The sequence below is a fragment of the Mucilaginibacter sp. 320_HR genome, assembly GCF_059691875.1.
Genome location: NZ_JCAWAI010000006.1, coordinates 168615 through 187573 on the forward strand (window position 1 = coordinate 168615; position 18959 = coordinate 187573).

The 18959-nt window shown below is 44.4% G+C and carries 18 protein-coding genes; 8 read left to right on the top strand and 10 right to left on the bottom strand.

From position 1 onward, the window contains the following. Nucleotides 1–47: 47 nt before the first annotated feature. Entirely contained in the window at nt 48–1346 is a 1299-nt protein-coding gene (gene eno / locus AC59GT_RS19530; RefSeq protein ID WP_117382754.1) for a phosphopyruvate hydratase, read from the top strand. A 135-nt stretch (nt 1347–1481) separates the two neighbouring features. On the opposite strand, the gene yiaK is transcribed toward eno, so the two are convergent. Beyond that, nucleotides 1482–2468 carry a 3-dehydro-L-gulonate 2-dehydrogenase gene (gene yiaK, locus AC59GT_RS19535; RefSeq protein ID WP_497239216.1) on the bottom strand — a complete coding sequence of 329 codons (987 nt, stop codon included), beginning with the start codon at nt 2466–2468 and terminating at the stop codon, nt 1482–1484. A 127-nt stretch (nt 2469–2595) separates the two neighbouring features. Here yiaK and AC59GT_RS19540 point away from each other — a divergent pair, with 127 nt between their 5' ends. The 4 genes from AC59GT_RS19540 to AC59GT_RS19555 all read left to right on the top strand — a co-directional run bounded on the left by AC59GT_RS19540 (nt 2596) and on the right by AC59GT_RS19555 (nt 6554). Then, a complete protein-coding gene (locus AC59GT_RS19540; RefSeq protein ID WP_497239217.1) occupies nt 2596–3102 on the top strand; it encodes a lipocalin family protein in 507 nt (168 codons plus the stop codon). Nucleotides 3103–3146: 44 nt separating this feature from the next. Beyond that, complete coding sequence (gene purN / locus AC59GT_RS19545; protein WP_497239218.1) at nt 3147–3725, top strand: phosphoribosylglycinamide formyltransferase; 579 nt, start codon at nt 3147–3149, stop codon at nt 3723–3725. Between the two features lie 22 nt (nt 3726–3747). Then, nucleotides 3748–4290, top strand: coding sequence for a hypothetical protein (locus AC59GT_RS19550; protein ID WP_497239219.1), 543 nt, complete (start codon nt 3748–3750; stop codon nt 4288–4290). Between the two features lie 80 nt (nt 4291–4370). Next, entirely contained in the window at nt 4371–6554 is a 2184-nt protein-coding gene (locus tag AC59GT_RS19555) for a TonB-dependent receptor family protein (RefSeq protein WP_497239220.1), read from the top strand. Between the two features lie 50 nt (nt 6555–6604). Here the strand turns inward: AC59GT_RS19555 and AC59GT_RS19560 are convergent, their stop codons facing one another. The 3 genes from AC59GT_RS19560 to AC59GT_RS19570 form a co-directional block, all read right to left on the bottom strand. Next, nucleotides 6605–6973, bottom strand: a complete 369-nt coding sequence (locus AC59GT_RS19560) for a response regulator (protein WP_497239221.1) — start codon at nt 6971–6973, stop codon at nt 6605–6607. Between the two features lie 108 nt (nt 6974–7081). Continuing rightward, complete coding sequence (locus AC59GT_RS19565) at nt 7082–7372, bottom strand: putative quinol monooxygenase (protein ID WP_497239222.1); 291 nt, start codon at nt 7370–7372, stop codon at nt 7082–7084. A 122-nt stretch (nt 7373–7494) separates the two neighbouring features. Next, nucleotides 7495–8079: a thymidine kinase gene (locus AC59GT_RS19570; RefSeq protein ID WP_497239223.1), complete on the bottom strand. Its 585-nt coding sequence runs from the start codon at nt 8077–8079 to the stop codon at nt 7495–7497. A gap of 78 nt (nt 8080–8157) precedes the next feature. Between AC59GT_RS19570 and AC59GT_RS19575 the strand changes: the two genes are divergently transcribed. Beyond that, nucleotides 8158–9330 (top strand): DUF8457 domain-containing protein, encoded by a 1173-nt coding sequence (locus tag AC59GT_RS19575; protein WP_497239224.1) that lies wholly within the window; start codon nt 8158–8160, stop codon nt 9328–9330. Nucleotides 9331–9332: 2 nt separating this feature from the next. On the opposite strand, the gene rodA is transcribed toward AC59GT_RS19575, so the two are convergent. The 6 genes from rodA to purH form a co-directional block, all read right to left on the bottom strand. Continuing rightward, nucleotides 9333–10610, bottom strand: a complete 1278-nt coding sequence (rodA, locus tag AC59GT_RS19580) for a rod shape-determining protein RodA (RefSeq protein WP_497239225.1) — start codon at nt 10608–10610, stop codon at nt 9333–9335. Then, the gene (mrdA, locus tag AC59GT_RS19585; protein ID WP_497239226.1) at nt 10603–12600 is read right to left on the bottom strand and encodes a penicillin-binding protein 2; all 1998 of its coding nucleotides are present in this window, start codon (nt 12598–12600) and stop codon (nt 10603–10605) included. The genes rodA and mrdA overlap by 8 nt, the downstream gene beginning before the upstream one ends. Then, nucleotides 12597–13115 carry a rod shape-determining protein MreD gene (locus tag AC59GT_RS19590; RefSeq protein ID WP_117382744.1) on the bottom strand — a complete coding sequence of 173 codons (519 nt, stop codon included), beginning with the start codon at nt 13113–13115 and terminating at the stop codon, nt 12597–12599. The genes mrdA and AC59GT_RS19590 overlap by 4 nt, the downstream gene beginning before the upstream one ends. Beyond that, nucleotides 13108–13941: a rod shape-determining protein MreC gene (gene mreC / locus AC59GT_RS19595; protein WP_497239227.1), complete on the bottom strand. Its 834-nt coding sequence runs from the start codon at nt 13939–13941 to the stop codon at nt 13108–13110. The genes AC59GT_RS19590 and mreC overlap by 8 nt, the downstream gene beginning before the upstream one ends. A gap of 93 nt (nt 13942–14034) precedes the next feature. Further along, nucleotides 14035–15057, bottom strand: coding sequence for a rod shape-determining protein (locus AC59GT_RS19600; protein WP_117382742.1), 1023 nt, complete (start codon nt 15055–15057; stop codon nt 14035–14037). Nucleotides 15058–15240: 183 nt separating this feature from the next. After that, nucleotides 15241–16767, bottom strand: coding sequence for a bifunctional phosphoribosylaminoimidazolecarboxamide formyltransferase/IMP cyclohydrolase (purH, locus tag AC59GT_RS19605; protein WP_497239228.1), 1527 nt, complete (start codon nt 16765–16767; stop codon nt 15241–15243). 172 nt (nt 16768–16939) lie between these two features. Here purH and AC59GT_RS19610 point away from each other — a divergent pair, with 172 nt between their 5' ends. Further along, nucleotides 16940–17368, top strand: a complete 429-nt coding sequence (locus AC59GT_RS19610; protein WP_497239229.1) for a lipocalin-like domain-containing protein — start codon at nt 16940–16942, stop codon at nt 17366–17368. A gap of 157 nt (nt 17369–17525) precedes the next feature. After that, nucleotides 17526–18944, top strand: coding sequence for an alkaline phosphatase family protein (locus AC59GT_RS19615; RefSeq protein ID WP_497239230.1), 1419 nt, complete (start codon nt 17526–17528; stop codon nt 18942–18944). Nucleotides 18945–18959: the final 15 nt, after the last annotated feature.

The following is an 18959-nucleotide window of genomic DNA, read 5'->3' on the forward strand; positions in this document are numbered from 1 at the left end:
GACCAAATAAGTATAATAATTCTAAAGTATCACCCACAAATTCAACTATGAGCTTGATTATTGACGTTCATGCGCGCCAGATACTGGACTCGCGCGGTAACCCTACCATAGAAGTAGATGTTTTAACAGACAACGGCATACTTGGCCGTGCCGCGGTTCCATCTGGTGCCAGCACCGGTATACACGAGGCTGTTGAGCTTCGCGATGACGATAAATCAGTTTACATGGGCAAAGGCGTATTAAAGGCCGTTGCAAACGTAAACGACGTTATTGCAAAAGAACTGCAGGGCATTGATGTATTTGAGCAGGTTGCTATTGATAAGTTAATGATAGAGCTTGATGGCACCGAGAATAAAGGTAAACTGGGTGCTAACGCTATCCTTGGTGTATCATTAGCAGTGGCTAAAGCTGCTGCGCAGGAAAGCCGCCAGCCGTTATACCGCTACATTGGCGGCGTTAATGCAAATGTATTGCCTATACCGATGATGAACATCGTGAACGGCGGTTCGCACTCCGATGCACCTATCGCGTTTCAGGAATTCATGATCATGCCTGTTGGTGCACCAACTTTCTCCGAAGCTTTGCGTTGGGGTACCGAAGTGTTCCATAACTTAAAAAAGATATTACACGACCGTGGCCTCTCAACTGCAGTAGGTGACGAAGGCGGTTTTGCTCCAACTTTTGAAGGTACTGAGGACGGCGTTGAAACCATCCTGAAGGCTATCGAAAAAGCAGGTTACAAACCTGGTGTTGATATATTCCTGGCTTTTGATTGTGCTGCCTCTGAGTTCTACAAAGATGGTAAATACGATTATACTAAGTTCGAAGGTGAAAAGGGAGCTATCCGCACCAGTGCAGAACAAGCTGAATACCTTGCATCATTAACAGAAAAATACCCTATCATCTCTATAGAAGACGGTATGGCTGAAGATGACTGGGATGGCTGGAAATTACTTACCGAGCGTATTGGCGACAAGGTACAGTTGGTTGGTGACGATTTGTTTGTAACCAACGTAAACCGTTTGCAAAAAGGTATTGATACAGATACTGCTAACTCTATACTGGTAAAAGTAAACCAGATTGGTTCACTTACTGAAACCATTAATGCAGTTAGCCTTGCAAAAGATAACAGCTATACATCAGTAATGAGCCACCGTTCCGGCGAAACTGAAGACAGCACGATTGCGGATCTTGCAGTGGCGCTTAACTGCGGACAGATTAAAACTGGTTCTGCATCCCGTAGCGACAGGATCGCAAAATACAACCAACTACTTCGTATTGAAGAAGAACTGGGCGAGAACGCAAGGTTTATTGGTAAAAACTTCAAGTACTACAAAAACCGGTAATCTCCGGCTTGTAAAATGAATATAAAAAGCCCTGGCGTGAGCCGGGGCTTTTTATTCACTTCTTGTTTGAAATTGCTAATTGATTGTACTCCCGGCGCGTCCTAAAGTAAATTAAGCTTCCAATGGCTTTGCCTTTTACAGCTTCTTAACTTCCTCCCATATCTTTTCATCTACCGTTACACCTTCGCGTAAACTTTTTTCGCGCGTACGCATCGTGTTCTCACCGGGATATAAAATCTCTTTGTCGGCAATAGTCGCACTTGTTTTAGTATAATCAACAATTTGATTGATAAGTTCCTCATTGTTGCTACCGTTTGGCTTAATGCAAATAAACACCTGCGACACCGCACTCTCTTTTTTGCCGTTTTTCGAGATAGCGGCGGTAGAGTTGCCTCCGCTTAACAAGGTGGCAAGCATATCCAGCACCAGTGATAATCCAGACCCTTTCCAAAACCCGATTGGCAATGCTCGTTTTGTGGCCATAATGGTGGCGGCATCGGTTGTTAAGTTATCTTCATTGTCGTACCCGCCTGGCAGTGGCAAAGGTTTTCCCTCCGCTTTATACTGGCCTAACTTCCCAAATGAGTATTGGGAAATAGCCATGTCCAGTAACACGGGGCCGCCTTGTTTAGGCACTGCCACAACGAGGGGGTTATTACCCAGGCGTGGCTCAGTTCCGCCCCACGGCGGCAGGTTAGCCGTAGTATTGGTGAAGCATATGCTTATGCAGCCAGCTTCTGCCGCCTGCAAGCCGTAAGTACCACCGCGCATCCAGTGATTGGTGTTTTTTAAGGCAACACAGCCAATGCCGTTTGCAGCGGCAAGGGTAATCGCCCGGTCCATGCAAAACTGCGCATTCAGCATTCCCGGGCCAAGGTTTCCGTCCCATTGTTCTATAGCGCCAAAGGCAGTCACCATCGCCGGTTCTGCACTTGGTATCACTAATCCTTCCTTAACATACTGCACAAACACCGGAAAGCGGTTTAATCCATGCGAGGCAACACCATCGCGGCTATTGTCGGCAAAAATCCTGGCGCATTGTTCAGCTTTAAGCTCAGAAAAACCGAGGTTAGGCAGTATCCGGGTAAATTCGTTTTTGAGCTGATCGTAGTGGACTTTCATGGCAGGAGATAAACAAAGCAACAAGATAGTTGCTTAATACTTGTTTGTAAAATAATAACAGGTTTAAAGAGTTATTGGTTTGTATAATGTTGGTGTAGGAGAATTCCTATTTTTGCCGATATAGCTAATGAAAAGAAACTTTGTTTTTTTAGGTCTCCTGCTGATTGTTGTGTCAACAGTAGTAAACTCTTGCAAGAAGCAGGATCAAAGCAACATCCCCAACCTGCTCACCGGCGGTAACTGGCAATTGGCGTCGTTACTGGTTTACCACTATGTGGGCGACACACAGCAGTCGGTAGATACGCTGAACACCAAATGCGATACCACGCAACTGTTTACCTTTTTTAAAGATAAAAGCTGTACGTACACCAATTTTGATTGCAAAGTACAGCCAATAGCCCGAGGCACCTGGAACCTAAGCGATAACAAACTGGTACTTAGTGCAGACATGACCTGCCAGGATACTACTAAAGAAGGTAGTTCAAAGCCTTTCGCTAATTCGCAGATAATCAACCTGGGTGACTTTTCTTTGGTACTACAGACCGGAGATATACAAAACTATTACACTTCAACCCAGCCAAGAACGATATACCGTTATGGTTTCATCAGGCAAAAAGCTACGGGTACAAGATAATTTGAAGAAAATTTATATTTTGCGTATTAAAGCAGCCATTAATTTTGAAAAAGAGAATAGCCATTTTTGCTTCCGGATCGGGTTCTAACGCTCAAAAGATAATGGAGCACTTTAAGCGTCATTCGGATGCGGAGGTTGTTTTAATATTGACCAATAACCCGCAAGCTTATGTGCTGCAGCGCGCGGATAACTTCGAGATACCATCTCACATATTTACCCGCAACGAGTTTTATCAAACCGATGATGTTATTAACCTGCTTAAGAACTTGCAGGTAGATCTTATTGTACTGGCCGGTTTTTTATGGCTGGTGCCGCAGAATTTGTTGAAGGCATTCCCTAACAAGATCATTAACCTGCACCCTGCATTGTTGCCTAAATTTGGTGGCAAGGGGATGTACGGCGACAATGTACATAAAGCGGTACTAGCTGCCAATGAAGAGGAGTCGGGCATAACCATCCATTTTGTAAATGCAGAGTTTGATGAAGGTGAGATCATCCATCAGTCAAAGTTTAAGATTGAACCCGGAGACAGCCTGGAGATGGTAAAGTTTAAAGGCCAGCAACTGGAACATCATCATTTCCCTAAGGTAATAGAGGGCTTACTCAAAAAAATGCGCAGTTAATCAACGGGATCATTTGAAACGTGTGCTAATAATCTTTCTGCTAGGTATTCACCTGTTTAATACGGGTGGTTATGTATTATGTCAGCATCTTCAGGAATACCAGTTGGACAAGCGGATGAATATGCTTGTAAGCCAAAACCTGTATGACCCCAATTCCCTCATAGAAGTAAAAGTTGCGCAGCACCTCCCGGGAGTAACATCCGTCTGGAGCGACTACAAAAATATAGACGGCCAATTACAATTAAAAAATGCTAGCTATAACTACGTAAAAATGAAGGTGACGCCGGACACGCTTTACCTGATGGTTATAAAAAATTATGAAAAGACCCGACTAACTGAAAAGAACATTGTTTACGCCCGACAGCTGGCCGATATCCCGCAAAATGATAAGGGCAACAATGCATTTGCGAAGAAAGCCGGAGATGTAAAATATAGCACAGTTGTTTACAGCTACCACTTAATATGTTTTAAAGGTAGTTCAAAATTATTACCAACACCTTTTTCAGTTTACCCTACTAACCCGTACTTGCCGGTTGCAGGCCAGCCTCCGGAGGCTATAATTTAATCGGTCTTAAGCAGATTCCGGTTGCGTAACAACGCACTGCTGCTACATGTATTAATTAATCTTCACTTCAATAACTTACAATGAGGCATTTAAAATTAGTGGCTTGCATTGCGCTTTTGGCTATAAGCACAATTTTTGCACGCGCACAAACAAAGCCAAATCGCGACACCATCAGGCTGGATAGCGTAATTATAAAAGAAGGGCGCAGCAAACATCTGCCCGATCAATCCGGCGTTTATCTTTTTGCCGGTAAAAAGACAAACATTATCTACCCGGATGCAGGCAAGGCAAACCTCTCCGGCAACATAGCACGTACGTTGTTTTCGCAGATTCCTGGTGTAAATGTTTGGGAAATGGACGGTGCCGGATTGCAACTAAACGTTGGGACGCGCGGTACAGACATGCACCGCTCAATAGAAGTTAACATGCGCCAAAACGGATATAATACCAATTCTGACGTATTTGGTTATCCTGAAAATCATTACAATCTGCCGTTTCAGGCAATAGGAGAGGTGCAGGTATTAAGAGGCTCATCAGCTTTGCAATTTGGTAGCCAGTTTGGCGGCATGATGAACTTTAAAATTAAAGACCCGGACAGTACTAAAGTTTTCTCACTTGAAAGTGAACAAACGGCAGGAACTAATCGATACTTCAACTCATATAATGCTGCAGGCGGCAAAGTTGATAAAGTTAGTTATTACGCTTATTACGACACCCGCAGCGGAAATGGCTGGCGCTCTAACGCTGCCTTCAACTACCGGGCTTACTACGCTAACTTAAAGTACCAGTTTAATACTAATGGTAGTATAGCGTTTCAGTTTTCGCGCTCAGATTACGTACAACAAATAGCCGGTGGATTAACAGATGCCCAGTTTAATGAGAATAGCCGCCAAAGCACCCGGTTCAGGAACTTTTTTAATCCGCTCATTAATATACCTGCCCTGCTTTTTAATTACGATTTTAGTGCAAAAACAAAGCTGGAACTAACTTCGCACTTGCTAATGGGGCAACGTAATAGCGTCCAGTTCATCGCGCCATCTAACGTGCGCGATACGGTAAATAAAGCGCTAAACAGCTATAATCCGCGGCAGGTAGACCGCGATTATTATAACAGCTTCACCACAGAAGCACGTTTATCACACCGCTATTTGCTTGGCAGTTTAAAAAGTACGCTTAGTACAGGTGTGCGGTATTCAGATACGCAAACCAAGCGCAGGCAAAAAGGACAAGGCACATCCGGAACTGATTTTGACCTGGGCCTTGTTAGTCCATACGGCATCAGCCTTCTTTTACGCACCTTTAATTATGCTGTATTTGCCGAAAATATCTTTCGAATCACGCCAAAGTTGTCGGTAATACCGGGGGCGAGATATGAAGTTATTAAGACCTCTATGGATGGCGTTATCAACAATGCTGCATTACCAGTGAGCTACAAGGGAAACCGCAATTTCCCGCTGTTTGGAACGGCGTTGCAGTACCAGCTAAGCGACAGATCTCAACTTTATGGCAACATATCGCAAGCATATAGGCCTTACTTGTATGCAGCAGTAACTCCCGCAGACCAACTCACAATTGTGGATCCTAACATGAAGGACAGCAAGGGCTATGATGCCGATGTGGGCTACCGAGGACATATTGGTACATCGTTTGCTTTTGATGTGAATGCGTTTTATGTGAGTTACAGGGATCGCGCTGGTACCCTTACCATAAAGGATGCTGTGAACTTGAATCACCTTTATTTAACAAACATTGGCAATGCTGTAGCTAAGGGCATAGAAGCCTACACCGAAATTTCACTTTTGCGCTCAGTTAACTCTAAAGCTGGAGTTGACGTAAAATTGTTTAATACGCTTGCTTATACGCACGGACGTTACACCACAGGTGCTATAAACACATCAGGCGTAAACGTCAGCCTTGTTGGTAACCAAATAGAGGGCACGCCAACATGGACAAACCGCACTGGCTTAACCTACCTTAACGGAGCAATTACCGGTACTGTATTATTTAGTTATGTAGGCAGAAACTTTAGTGATGCTAATAATACGTTATTCAATATCACCGGGGCAAGCGGTATTGTCCCGGCTTATCAATTGGTGGACTGGGCTTTCAACTACCGGTTCTTAAAGAACTACAGATTGATCATAAACGTTAATAATATCCTAAACGCAAAGTACTTTACAAGACGAATAAATATGTACCCGGGTCCTGGTATCCTGCCAGGCGATGGAATATCTTTTAATGTTGGATTGGGAGTCAAACTGTGATAATGAGGAAGGCGCCAATCGGCGCCTTCCTCATTATGATGTATATGCTACTAAGCTGTATGCTTATTTATCATTTCAACTAAAGCGCTTAGCTCAAAAGGCTTTTTGAGATAGCCATCTGCAAGACCGGCTTCTGCAATTTCTTTCACGTTACTTACCGCCGAAACAATAATTACGGGTATGTGGCTGGTTGCCGGATCAGACTTTAGCTGTTTGCTTAACTGCTGGCCGTTAGCATCACTGCGCCATTCGGTAAGCCAGTTGTCCAGCAGTACCAGGTCGGGTTTGTGCTGATCTATGTACCTGAGAATTTTTGCATTTTCGGACGATATCACCTCGTACCCGGCATCCTCAAGGGCATAGGTAACCGTATCCCTTATATCTTTGTCATCTTCAATTACCAGTATCTTCTTAGCCATAGTTTTATTCAAAGAAGTGTATCTTCTAAAAAACACGTATCAATAAATAAACGCATAACATGGGCCATTGTTTACTTCCGGAAAGCGAAAATTTACGTCATAATACCCTCAAATCAATCTTGTGAGTATTTTTACGTCGGCAGCGGTTCTCAATAAAGCATTTGACACCCGTGCAAAGTTTTTGTAATGAGGGGTTTCCATGTGCGCGGCAAGTGCCTCCTCATCTGTCCACTCTTCTTCAATAACGTATTTATAGGGCTCGTCTTTATATTGGTATAATTCGTACGCCAGGCATCCCGGTTCGTTTACTGATGCTGTAACAAGTTTCTTTAATTCGCTTTCAAATGCCAGTTCAGCATCGCTTTTACAATGCAAACAAGCAAGCAGGTTTATGCTCATAGGTGTATAGTAACGTTCTGAAGCTTTTAACGGAGATGAGCGCTTTTCGGTTGCACTGTTTTCAGATGCGTGAACGTAGGTTTGTTATTGCGCGATAAAACCCTTAAACAATCAAGTCACCTTTATCGGATATCTCCGTCAAGATTAAAGCAGTGGCGGCAACGTGGTTCGTAGCTTTCTTTTTCACCTAATAAGATCTGGCTTTCATCGGGCACGAGGCGATAAGAGTGCAGCGCCGGGCTCCCGCATTTTACACACACCGCGTGCAGCTTGGTTACCGATTCGGCAAGGGCCATAATCTCTGGCATTGTGCCAAACGGGCGACCTTTAAAATCCATGTCCAGCCCAGCCACAATCACCCTTACACCACTGTTCGCCAGCGAGCTGCAAACCTGCGGCAGATCGGCATCAAAAAACTGGGCTTCATCTATACCTACTACCTGGGTTTGGTCACTTATCTTTAATAATTCAGAAGCTTTATCTACAGGTGTTGAAGGAATAGAATTAAGGTTGTGCGATACTACAGCGCTTTTATCATAACGCGTATCGGTAACAGGGCTAAATATTTCCACCTTTACTTTGGCTATACGTGCGCGGTTTACCCTGCGGATAAGCTCTTCGGTTTTACCAGAGAACATCGACCCGCAAATTACTTCTATACTGCCCCCAACCTCGTTATTCCTTCTAAAAACCTGCTCTGTGTACAACGCTCAAAACTTTTGTGAGGGGCTAATATCAGAATTTTATAGTACTTTTGATAGGCAATTTTCCTAACATAATTGGCAATGAAGCAACAGGAAGTTTTTAAAAAAATAGGCGGGATAATACAGGAAATTAACGATCAGTACCAGTATCTGCAAGGGAGTGAGAACAACATGAACGACCTGGAACTGGAGCTTTTTGTCGCCAATACACATTTTCTGAAAGACCACGCGGAGATACTGCGGAAGCTTAACGCAATAAAAACCCCGGCAACCACAGCAAGCATAGGCAATGAGCCGAAATGGTTTGAGCCTGTGGTTCAGCCTGCCAAACCGCAACTGCCGCCGAATACAACGTTTAAACTGGATGCGCCTGCCGCTCCAAAGGAAGAAGAACCTGTACGGTATGGAATTGGCCAGCCAGAAGAACCTTCACCAACTGTTGAGTTTACCCCAGTTAATAAAGTAGCAAATGAATTAACGCAGCCTGCTGATGAACCAGTTGCAGATAGCATTGACCTGGGTGCAGCTACACCTGATGATAGTTACTCATTTGAAAGGGAAGAGCCTGAGATAATAAGACATCAATTGATACTGGATGATGAACAAGCAACAGATGAGGTGTCATCACCTGAAGATGAAGCTCTGTTAACGCCAATCACCTACGTAGATGAGCCAGAGCCTGAGGAGGTTGAAACCATTGAGCTGCCCGTTGTTGACGTAGCGGAGCCTGAGCCTGTTATTGAAGATGCTGCTGAAGAGCCCCTGACTGAAACTTTGCTGCTGCCCGAAGTTAACAAGGCAGAAACAAAACCATTTTCTGCCAGTATGGAAGAGATACAAGCAGAGCATTTCAGCAGTCAGGAGAACCAAAGAGCAAGCCAGCCTGAATTACGTAAAGAAGAGACAGACCTGAAAGAAGAGCAGATTTTGACGTTGAACCAGCGCCTGTCTGCCCAGTTAAAGGACAAAAGCCATAATACAACAGCGGCAACACCTAAGGAAGTGGTGGAGCCGTTGGCAGATATAAAGGCAGCTATTACATTAAACGACAAGCTGCTTTTTGTTAAAGACTTGTTTAAGGGTTACAATCTGGCCTATACCGAAGCTATAGAGATAGTGAACCGTTTTACTAATTACGAAGAAGCCGAACGGTTTTTGAAAAATAACTACGTTACCAAAAACGATTGGGAAAGCAAACCTGCCACTGCCGAAAAGTTTTATGCACTGCTAAGAAGGCGCTACGCCAAATCTTAGTACTAGCCGTAGATTATACCCATACGGTTGCTATCCAGTTTTAGCAGGATAAACAACAGGATAGTAAAACTCCACAGCGATGATCCGCCATAACTGATAAATGGCAATGGGATACCTATTACAGGCATTATACCTGTAGCCATAGCAATATTTATAAGCACGTGGAAGAAGATGATAGACGCTACCCCATACGCGTAAATTCGCGAGAATGGCGCACGCTGCCGCTCTGCTATAATAATAATTCGCAGCAGCAAAAACAGGTATAACCCCAACACCACTACCGATCCTGCAAACCCCCACTCTTCACCAACGGTGCAAAAAATAAAGTCGGTGCTTTGCTCGGGCACAAAGGAGAATTTGGTTTGTGTACCCTGTAAATAGCCTTTGCCCCATACCCGTCCGGAACCAATGGCTATTTTTGCCTGGTTTTGGTTGTAGCCAACACCCTTGTTATCTTTTGTTAAGCCAAGCACAACATCTATACGCTTGCGCTGGTGGGGTTTAAGCCCATGTTCGTACAACGGTTTTACTACAAAAACGAATGCAATACTAATAAGAGCACCGACAACGATCTTGAACATAAGCGGTCGATTCCGTTTAATAGTAAGCACAATGGCTACAGTAGCCGCTACTATCGCCGCTATCACATACCAGTGGTTGAACATAAGCGAAGTAATAAACAGGGTAATAAGCAGCCCAACTACGATCAGGAACAGCGGAGATAATCCTTCGCGGTACAGCACAAATATTAATGAACAAAATACAAGGGTAGAGCCATCATCAGGTTGCATTTTTATCAGCAGCATAGGAAGCAGGATAATGCCGCCTGCAATAAAAAAAGACTTAACATCAGTAACCTTAACGTTGGTAGCGCTAAGGTATCTGGCCAGAAGCAAGCAAGTAGAGAATTTGGCAAACTCCGAAGGTTGCAGCCTAAAACCACCACCCATATCTATCCATGCCTGGTTACCGCCCACGTTGTGGCCTATGGCCAGTACTAATATCAGCAGCAGTACGGTAACCACATAAAATAGAGGCGCCAGCGATGACAAAAACCTGCTCTCCAGCAGCAATATCACCGTACCTATGATTAAACCAGTTACAATAAAAATAAACTGCTTGCCATATTGCGTGTCGGTATCCAAAAAGCCGGGATTAGATTCGTCGAAAACTGCCGACCGGATATTTAACCAGCCTATAATGCACAAGGCAAGATAAAGCAGCACTGTAACCCAGTCTACGTTGGAAAAGAAGCCTCGCTGCTGGTTGTTGTTATTCATCGTCCTTTGTTTTTGGCAAAATGGCTTTTGAACTGTTTGCGGTGTCTTTTTCCAAAGGTTCTTTAGCCGGCCGCTTCAACTTTAACTTCGCCAATGAATCGAGCTTTATTCTCTTTAAGCTATCCTGCTTTATTTTTTCCTTGGGCGTAAGCTTGGGTTCTATAACGGGTAACAAGTTCTCATTCTCATAATACTCAGGGTATATGCCTGAAGAGCGTTTTGTTATAGTACCTTTAAGATATTTCTCTACAATAAAGCTGGCGATAGGTGCAGCCCATGTTGCGCCCTGCCCAGAGTTCTCCACAATAACCGCAATAGCGATCTTCGGATTATCGCGCGGAGCAAAAGCTACAAACACGGAGTTATCTTTATGGTTTTTAACCTCCACCGTACCTGTTTTACCGCACATGATAATGTCTGGTATTTTAGAGCTTGCCGCCGTACCCACCTCAACCACCTGCTGCATTCCGTTAATAGCGTATTTGAAATAGCTAGAATCTACCCCTACATAGTTCTTTAGGGTATATTCCCGCTTTATTACTTGTCTATCGCCGATAGACTTAATAAGGTGCGGTTTGTAGTAAAAGCCCCTGTTGGCAATGGTAGCTTCTATATTGGCCAGTTGCAACGGTGTGGCCAACAACTCGCCCTGTCCAATAGCAAGCGAAGTGATAGTGCTGGACCGCCATCCGCCTTTACGGTAAAGTTTGTCGTAATAGGTTGCTTTGGGTATAAGGCCCCGGCCTTCTGCCGGCATATCCAGATCAAGTTTATGGCCTATGCCAAATTTCATTACATTATTGCGCCACTCGCTGTAGCTAGTATCGGTATTCCTGCCCCCTTTACGGTTAATCAGCTTTTCAAATACCATGTTGAAGTACCCGTTGCAGGAATGTGCAATGGCAGTGCTAAGTGTAACTGCACCATGTACCTCGCCGTGGAAGCACTTTACCTTGCGGTTGCCAGCTATATAGTAGCCGCGGCACACGTAAACAGTTTGCGGGTCAATCATTCTTTCTTGCATTGCAATAAGCGCACTCAACGGCTTAAACGATGATCCCGGGGGGTAGTATGCCTGTACCGGCCGGGTGAATAAGGGTTTGTATGGGTCTTTGTAAAGTTTTGCAATGTTATTGCCACGCTCTTTGCCAACCAGCAGGTTGGGATCGTAGGTAGGTGTGCTCACGTAGCAAAGTATCTCGCCTGTAGCAGGTTCAATAGCTACAATACTGCCTACTTTGTTCTGCATCAGCTTTTCGCCAAGCTTTTGGATGCGCATGTCAAGCGAAGAGATGAGGCGTTCGCCGGCTACTGCAGCGGTATCGTAAGCGCCATTGGCATAAGAACCTTTACGTACGTTGCGCGAATCTACCAAAACGTTCTCCACACCGCGCTGGCCGCGTAACAACGACTCGTAAGAACGTTCCACACCGGTAATGCCGACATAGTCTCCGGGACTGTAATAGCCACCCGAACGTTTGATCATTGCATCTGTAACCTCACCTATATAGCCCAGGAACTGTGCAGCAGATGAATCAGGATAGGTACGTATAGATCGTGTTTGGGTATCAAACCCAGGGAACTCCGACCGGCGTTCCTGGAAATAAGCGTTTTGTTGTGCCGAAATCTCCCGCTCGAAAATAGACACCAACCTTGGCGAGTACTTTTTTGCCTTAAGCATTCTCTTGTTAAAAGTTGCTGTATCAATGTTAAGTACCTTGCAAAGTTCGGCAGTGTCGAGGTTTTTAACCAAGGCAGGCAGAACTATCATGTCGTATACAGGTTCGTTCTGCACCATGATGTGCCCGGTACGATCAAGGATAGGGCCGCGGGCCGGGAACTGTATATAACGGCGCACTACGTTCTTTTGAGCAAACAGGAAATAGCGGTCGTCTACCACCTGCATGTAAAACAGGCGGCCAAGCAGCATTAAAATAAAGGCAATAAATATACCGGCGACAATGTATCTCCGTTCGAAAAAACTATTCATTTACGTTCTTTCCTTTTATAAAATATTAATCCGGAAACCAGCATCAAAAATACAGTAAATATTGAACTCAATAAGAACCGGCTTAGTGTGTACTGGATTTCTGAAAAACGGAAAACCTCTATATTGAAAAGGAAAAAATGGTGAAATAAGGTGAGGATGAGCGCGTAGGTTAGGAACCAGCGAAAACCCATAATGCTTAACGTTGGCTCAGGTTCGTTATCAAACCCTTCTTTTTGTACGGTCAGGCTGATGAATATAATACGCACCAGGGCAAGCAACGAACAGGCAGCGGCATGCAATCCGGGTGTATCGTAAAACATATCTACCGTTAGCCCCAATATAAAGGACAATAAAAATAACAGCACATTCGGCGTTTCGAATGGAAGCAGCAGGATGAACAGAATATATAGAAACGGAGTAGACAGATCGTACAAAGCGATATTTTTGAGCAGGAACACTTGCAGAAATACAAGTGCTACAAACCGGATTAAATTGGCTATAATTACCCTAATCATCTTTTTTCTCCTGTGCCTCCAACGTGGCTTGCTCCAGGGCAAACTTGTTCTTAATTACGTATACGTATTCCAGTTTACTAAAATCTACTGATAGGTTTACTTCCATGTTAAGGAATAAGCCAGCACCTTTTGTACGCAGTTTACTAACCTTCCCAAATGGAATACCTGCCGGAAAGAGTGATAATTGTGAGGTGACAACCATTTCACCTACACGTGGCTGCGCGTTGTTAGATACGTCTGTCAATACGCCTTTATGCGGGTCAAGGTTATCCACCCATTGCACATATCCAATTTCTTTATTGGTGCCCAGCATAGCGCTAAAGCGCGAATCTTTATGCAACAGCGACTGAACAATAGATAGATGTTCCCCTACGAACGCCACTTTACCTACCACACCACCCGCGCATATTACGCCCATACCTTTTTCTATGCCGTCTTTAGCACCTTTTGCAATGGTAAGATAGTTGTTGCGCTTGTTAACAGAGTTGTTGATCACCTTAGCGTCTATATACTCGTATTGCTGTTTGTATATAGTGTCGGTTACCAGGTGTTTTGCTAAAGTATCAGCATACTTTGCTGAACGAAGTTGATTACGCAATTGGGCGTTTTCTTTCGCCAGTTGGTCATTCACCTCCCGGAGTGATAAGTATCCCTTTACTTCATCACTGCGGGCATATAGTTCACCTGTAACTTTATTGGTGCTGTTTATGAAGGTGGCCTTTTGAAAAGAGTTGTACTTGATGTAAATAATAAGCGAAGCAATCTCAAAAATGAGAAAAAGAAAGAATGCGTTGTACTTAGTGATAAATATCAGGAGGTTACGCATTTGCCTGGAAGTTTCGAGATTAGAGACAAGAGTTAGGAATCAAGAAACAAGACGTTCTTAATTCCTGACTCTTAATTCTTGTCTCTCTTTTTACTATTGCATTAAGAACTTAAAGTTACCAATATTTTTGAGGGCGGTGCCGGTACCGCGTACCACGGCACGAAGCGGGTCTTCAGCCACGTGCACAGGCAGTTTGGTTTTGGCAGCTACGCGTTTATCAAGCCCGCGCAGCAATGCGCCACCGCCGGTAAGGTAAATACCAGTTTGGTAAATATCCGCAGAAAGCTCTGGTGGAGTTATTTCCAATGCCTTTAATATCGCTTCTTCAATTTTAGAGATTGATTTGTCTAAGCAATGTGCAATTTCAGTGTACGAAACGGTGATCTGTTTTGGTACACCGGTCATCAGGTCGCGGCCTTGTACAGCAAAATCTGCTGGTGGTTCGGTAAGTTCAGGTAAGGCTGCACCTACTTCTATCTTTATTTTTTCGGCAGTACGGTCACCAATCATGATGTTGTGCTGGCGGCGGATGTACTGTACAATGTCGGAGTCAAAGTTGTCACCAGCCACACGGATGGATTGATCACAAACAATACCCGACAGGGCAATAACCGCGATCTCGGTGGTACCACCACCAATATCAATGATCATGTTACCCATTGGCTCTTCTACGTCAATACCAATACCTACAGCTGCTGCCATTGGTTCGTAAATCAGGTATACTTCTTTAGCACCTGCAATTTCGGCACTGTCACGTACGGCACGTTTTTCTACCTCGGTGATTCCAGATGGGATACATATAACCATACGTAATGACGGGAAGAACCAGCCTTTACCCTGGTTTATCATTTTTATCATCCCGCGGATCATCAGCTCTGCAGCGTTAAAGTCGGCAATTACACCATCTTTAAGCGGCCTTACCGTGCGGATGTTATCGTGGGTCTTTCCCTCCATTTGCATAGCCTGGCGGCCAATTGCAATAACCTTATTGGTGGTACGGTCAAAAGCAACTATCGACGGTTCGTCAACAACAACTTTATCGTTATGTATAATGAGGGTATTTGCGGTACCCAGGTCAATAGCTATCTCTTGTGTGAAAAAATTGAATAAACCCATGTGGCGTATGTGTCAAATAATTTGCAAAGTTAACAATAAAGTGCTCCAATATTCATGAAAATGTTCAGCGTCAGCCGAATTTCCGGCGTTAAAACTAAGTAATAGTTAATAACTCCACTTTCTTAAAATTCGTATGAATATGAGCAATTTTGCGCGATTATTAACCCGTGTTAATCAGAATAATTAGTGTTTAAAGTGACGCACACCGGTGGTTACCATTGCAATGCCTTTCTCGTTGCATTTAGCTACCGAAAGTTTATCGTTTATTGATCCGCCGGGCTGCAATACGGCTGTAATACCAGCATCAGCACCTATCTCCACACAATCCGGGAAGGGGAAGAAAGCATCTGAAGCCATCACCGCACCTTTAACATCAAACCCAAATTCTGCTGCTTTAACCAACGCCTGTTTCATGGCATCAACGCGTGAGGTCTGGCCTACGCCGCTAGCCAGCAGCTGGTTGTTTTTGGCAATAACAATGGTGTTGGATTTTGTATGCTTTACCAGCTTGTTAGCAAAATGCAGGTCTTTTAACTCCTGTTCTGTCGGTTTTACATCGGTAACGCTGGTCATTTGGTCCGGGCCCTCTACAACCAGGTCTTTATCCTGCTCTATTACGCCGTTCAATAAGGTTTTGAACTGTTTTAACGGCAGCTCCACCCGGTTGCGGATCAACACTATTCGGTTCTTTTTGGCGGTAAGAATATTTAAAGCTTCATCGGTATAGGCCGGAGCGATAAGCACCTCATAAAAGATCTTGTCAATCTCAGCCGCTGTCTCGGCGTTTATCTCATCATTAGCGATGATCACACCGCCGAATGCCGAAACAGGGTCACAGGCAAGGGCATCTACCCAGGCTTCTTTAATAAAATTGCGTGTAGCTACACCGCAGGCATTAGTGTGTTTTAAAATAGCAATGGTAGGATCGGTAAACTCATCAATAAGCGATACCGCTGCGTCAACATCTACCAGGTTGTTGTATGAAAGTTCCTTACCGTTCAGTTTGGTGAACATCGCATCCAGGTTGCCGTAAAAAGTGCCTTTCTGGTGCGGGTTCTCGCCGTAGCGCAATGTTTGACTTTTTTGAATGCTCTGCTTGAAAACAGGCATCGGTTCCGTTGCATCAAAATACTGGAAAATATGCGTGTCGTAATTTGATGATATGTTGAAGGCCTTTTGAGCAAACTTACGGCGCTGATCTATCGTGGTAGAACCATCCTGCGTTTTAAGGATATCTTCTAAAATGCCGTAATCATCTTTTGAGGCCAGAATAACAACATCTTTGTAGTTTTTTGCTGCCGCGCGGATGAGCGATATGCCGCCAATGTCTATCTTTTCAATTATGTCGTCTTGGTTTGCACCGGAGTTTACTGTTTCTTCAAACGGGTACAGGTCTACAATTACCAGGTCAATTTCCGGTATCTCATATTGTGCAAGCTGCTGCTCGTCACTGTCCAGTCCGCGTCGTGATAATATGCCGCCGAATACCTTAGGGTGCAAAGTTTTTACACGCCCGCCCAGGATAGATGGATAGGAGGTAAGGTCCTCAACTGCAATTACATCTACGCCCAAATCGCGGATGAAGGTTTCGGTACCGCCGGTAGAGTATATCTTAACGCCTAAGCGGTTAAGCTCATGAATTATCGGCTCCAGGTTGTCTTTGTAATAAACCGAGATAAGGGCATTTTTTATTTGAACGGACTGGCTCATCAGCAGGGTGTTTTTTGAGCCGCAAAGGTAAGGATTTTAGTTAATTAACGGATTGGCTAAAAGCAAAAAGTATAGGGCATTATTGTGTTAGCTGCTTGTGAAGCTTATGTTAAAGTTTTGGTGAGCTGTATCAACCACAGTGCTGAAACCGTAATCTAAAAAAACCACTCCAATGAAGACCCTGGTAAAACTTACAGCATGTTTGTTAATTGTGTTATTAGCAGCATGCACCAAAGAAAAAGTTGAAGCTGATAAACCCCTCACGGGAACCTGGCAGCTTAATGCAGCTTATACCGACCCTGGTGACGGTAGCGGTAAATACGTCCCGGTGAGTAACCCGGGTAACAACAAGCTGACGTTTAAAAGCGACGGTAAACTGGAGGTAAGCGGACTAAACAATTCGGATAACTTCCTGCTCTATTTTTCGGCATACAGTACTTACACCGTTAAAGACAACACTACGCTTGTATTCAAAAAGCAAACAGGGACCGATTCACAAAACTTCATTTATAAGATAGAAGGCGATATGTTAACATTGCTGCCAGCCGGCCCCCTGATGTGTATAGAAGGTTGCGGTATTAGGTTCATCAAGGAGGACTAAATAAGCGTTTGCTTATAAATTTAACATAATTTAGCATACTTGCCGGTTGTATGCTATAATTACCGTGCTTAACGATAAGTAAATTAATTTACCTTTGCGCAATTGTTAAAAGGGTGTTGGTGCATAGCGCCCCCACCTCCCTAAAAGGTTTAAATTGATGCAAAGTAAAAAGCGCGTACTTTTTTATCTGGTAGACGGCGCCCACGCTGAAGTGATGCCCGAGTTGTTAGAACAGGGACTGCTACCCAATATTAAAAGGATTATAGAAGAAGGTACTTACCGCAAAGCCACAACCTGTTTCCCTTCTACCACCGGCCCGGCTTACCTGCCGTTTTTAACAGGCCATTTTCCCGGCACACAGGATATAACCGGCATACGCTGGTTTGATAAAAAAGAGTTTAAGCGCACCCGCTGGAACAAAAATGCGATGCGTAGCTATTGCGGGCCGGAAGCTGCCTGGTTTAACACGGATATGCACCCTGACAAGCCAACACTGTTTGAGCTGATGGGTGAGTCGTACAACCTGTACAATATGATTACCCGCAACGTGCCTGACGAATATGATTTGGGCAAGAAGGGTAAAGGTTGGCTATACACTAAAGCGCATTTTAAGCAGATACACCACCCGGTAGATTTACAGGGCCACGACCGTATTATGCAGATGCTGGAATCCGGCAAAGACTTTGATTTTCTTTTCGCGGTGTTCCCCAGCGTGGATTGGGACTCGCACTACCACCACATACGCGACGAGCGCACCATTGAGGCATATAAAATAGTAGACCGCAGTTTAGGCACCGTACGTGCCAAGCTGGAGAGCAAAGGCATGTGGGACGATACATTGTTTGTATTAACATCTGACCACGGGCTTACCCCAACAACCAAGCACCTGGACCTGGGTGACTGGATGACCAACAACGGACTAAAATCTGTTTACTACCCGGTTATCTGGAAAAGTAATCCAAAATCGGCCGTGATGATCTCCGGCAACTCGTTCGGCAGTATTCACCTGCTGAACCATGAGGGTGACCATGTGCTGCGCGAAAGCGAAATTGTAAGTATTATGGGTGCAGACAAGCTGCAGAAGCTGCTTAACGAAGATGCGGTGGATTTTGCTATTTACCGCGGCGATGAGGAGCAAACCTTTATTGTACACAACAAAGCAGGTAAAGCTAAAATATCTGTTAAAAACGATGTATTTACTTACGAGCCGCAAACTGCAGATGTGCTGGCATACGGCGGCAAAATAGAAGCTACCGGCCACCGGGCTATACTGGAGGCTACTTTTAATACCGATTACCCGGATGCTATTTTCCAGATATACCAATTGTTCCAAAGCCGCAGGGCAGGGGATATTGTTATCAGCGCTAACATAGGTTATGACCTGCGCGAGTTTTGGGAATACCCGGAGCATATTGGTTCGCATGGTTCGCTCCGCCGCGAACATATCCATGTGCCGCTCATCTACAACCAAAAAGGCTGGAAAGAGGGCCCTGCCCGTACCGCCGACCTGTTTGATACCATCCTGAAATGGAAAGGCATTACGCCTGAAAAGTCTGAGGGTGAGCCTTTATTTTAATTTTTATATTTGCGT

Bases quoted from the DNA above. Each gene is read 5' to 3' on its own strand.
- eno (WP_117382754.1), top strand. From the start codon at position 48: ATGAGCTTGATTATTGACGTTCATGCGCGCCAGATACTGGACTCGCGC.
- yiaK (WP_497239216.1), bottom strand. From the start codon at position 2,468: ATGAAAGTCCACTACGATCAGCTCAAAAACGAATTTACCCGGATACTG.
- AC59GT_RS19540 (WP_497239217.1), top strand. From the start codon at position 2,596: ATGAAAAGAAACTTTGTTTTTTTAGGTCTCCTGCTGATTGTTGTGTCA.
- AC59GT_RS19555 (WP_497239220.1), top strand. From the start codon at position 4,371: ATGAGGCATTTAAAATTAGTGGCTTGCATTGCGCTTTTGGCTATAAGC.
- AC59GT_RS19560 (WP_497239221.1), bottom strand. From the start codon at position 6,973: ATGGCTAAGAAGATACTGGTAATTGAAGATGACAAAGATATAAGGGAT.
- AC59GT_RS19565 (WP_497239222.1), bottom strand. From the start codon at position 7,372: ATGAGCATAAACCTGCTTGCTTGTTTGCATTGTAAAAGCGATGCTGAA.
- AC59GT_RS19575 (WP_497239224.1), top strand. From the start codon at position 8,158: ATGAAGCAACAGGAAGTTTTTAAAAAAATAGGCGGGATAATACAGGAA.
- rodA (WP_497239225.1), bottom strand. From the start codon at position 10,610: ATGAATAACAACAACCAGCAGCGAGGCTTCTTTTCCAACGTAGACTGG.
- mrdA (WP_497239226.1), bottom strand. From the start codon at position 12,600: ATGAATAGTTTTTTCGAACGGAGATACATTGTCGCCGGTATATTTATT.
- AC59GT_RS19590 (WP_117382744.1), bottom strand. From the start codon at position 13,115: ATGATTAGGGTAATTATAGCCAATTTAATCCGGTTTGTAGCACTTGTA.
- mreC (WP_497239227.1), bottom strand. From the start codon at position 13,941: ATGCGTAACCTCCTGATATTTATCACTAAGTACAACGCATTCTTTCTT.
- AC59GT_RS19600 (WP_117382742.1), bottom strand. From the start codon at position 15,057: ATGGGTTTATTCAATTTTTTCACACAAGAGATAGCTATTGACCTGGGT.
- purH (WP_497239228.1), bottom strand. From the start codon at position 16,767: ATGAGCCAGTCCGTTCAAATAAAAAATGCCCTTATCTCGGTTTATTAC.
- AC59GT_RS19610 (WP_497239229.1), top strand. From the start codon at position 16,940: ATGAAGACCCTGGTAAAACTTACAGCATGTTTGTTAATTGTGTTATTA.
- AC59GT_RS19615 (WP_497239230.1), top strand. From the start codon at position 17,526: ATGCAAAGTAAAAAGCGCGTACTTTTTTATCTGGTAGACGGCGCCCAC.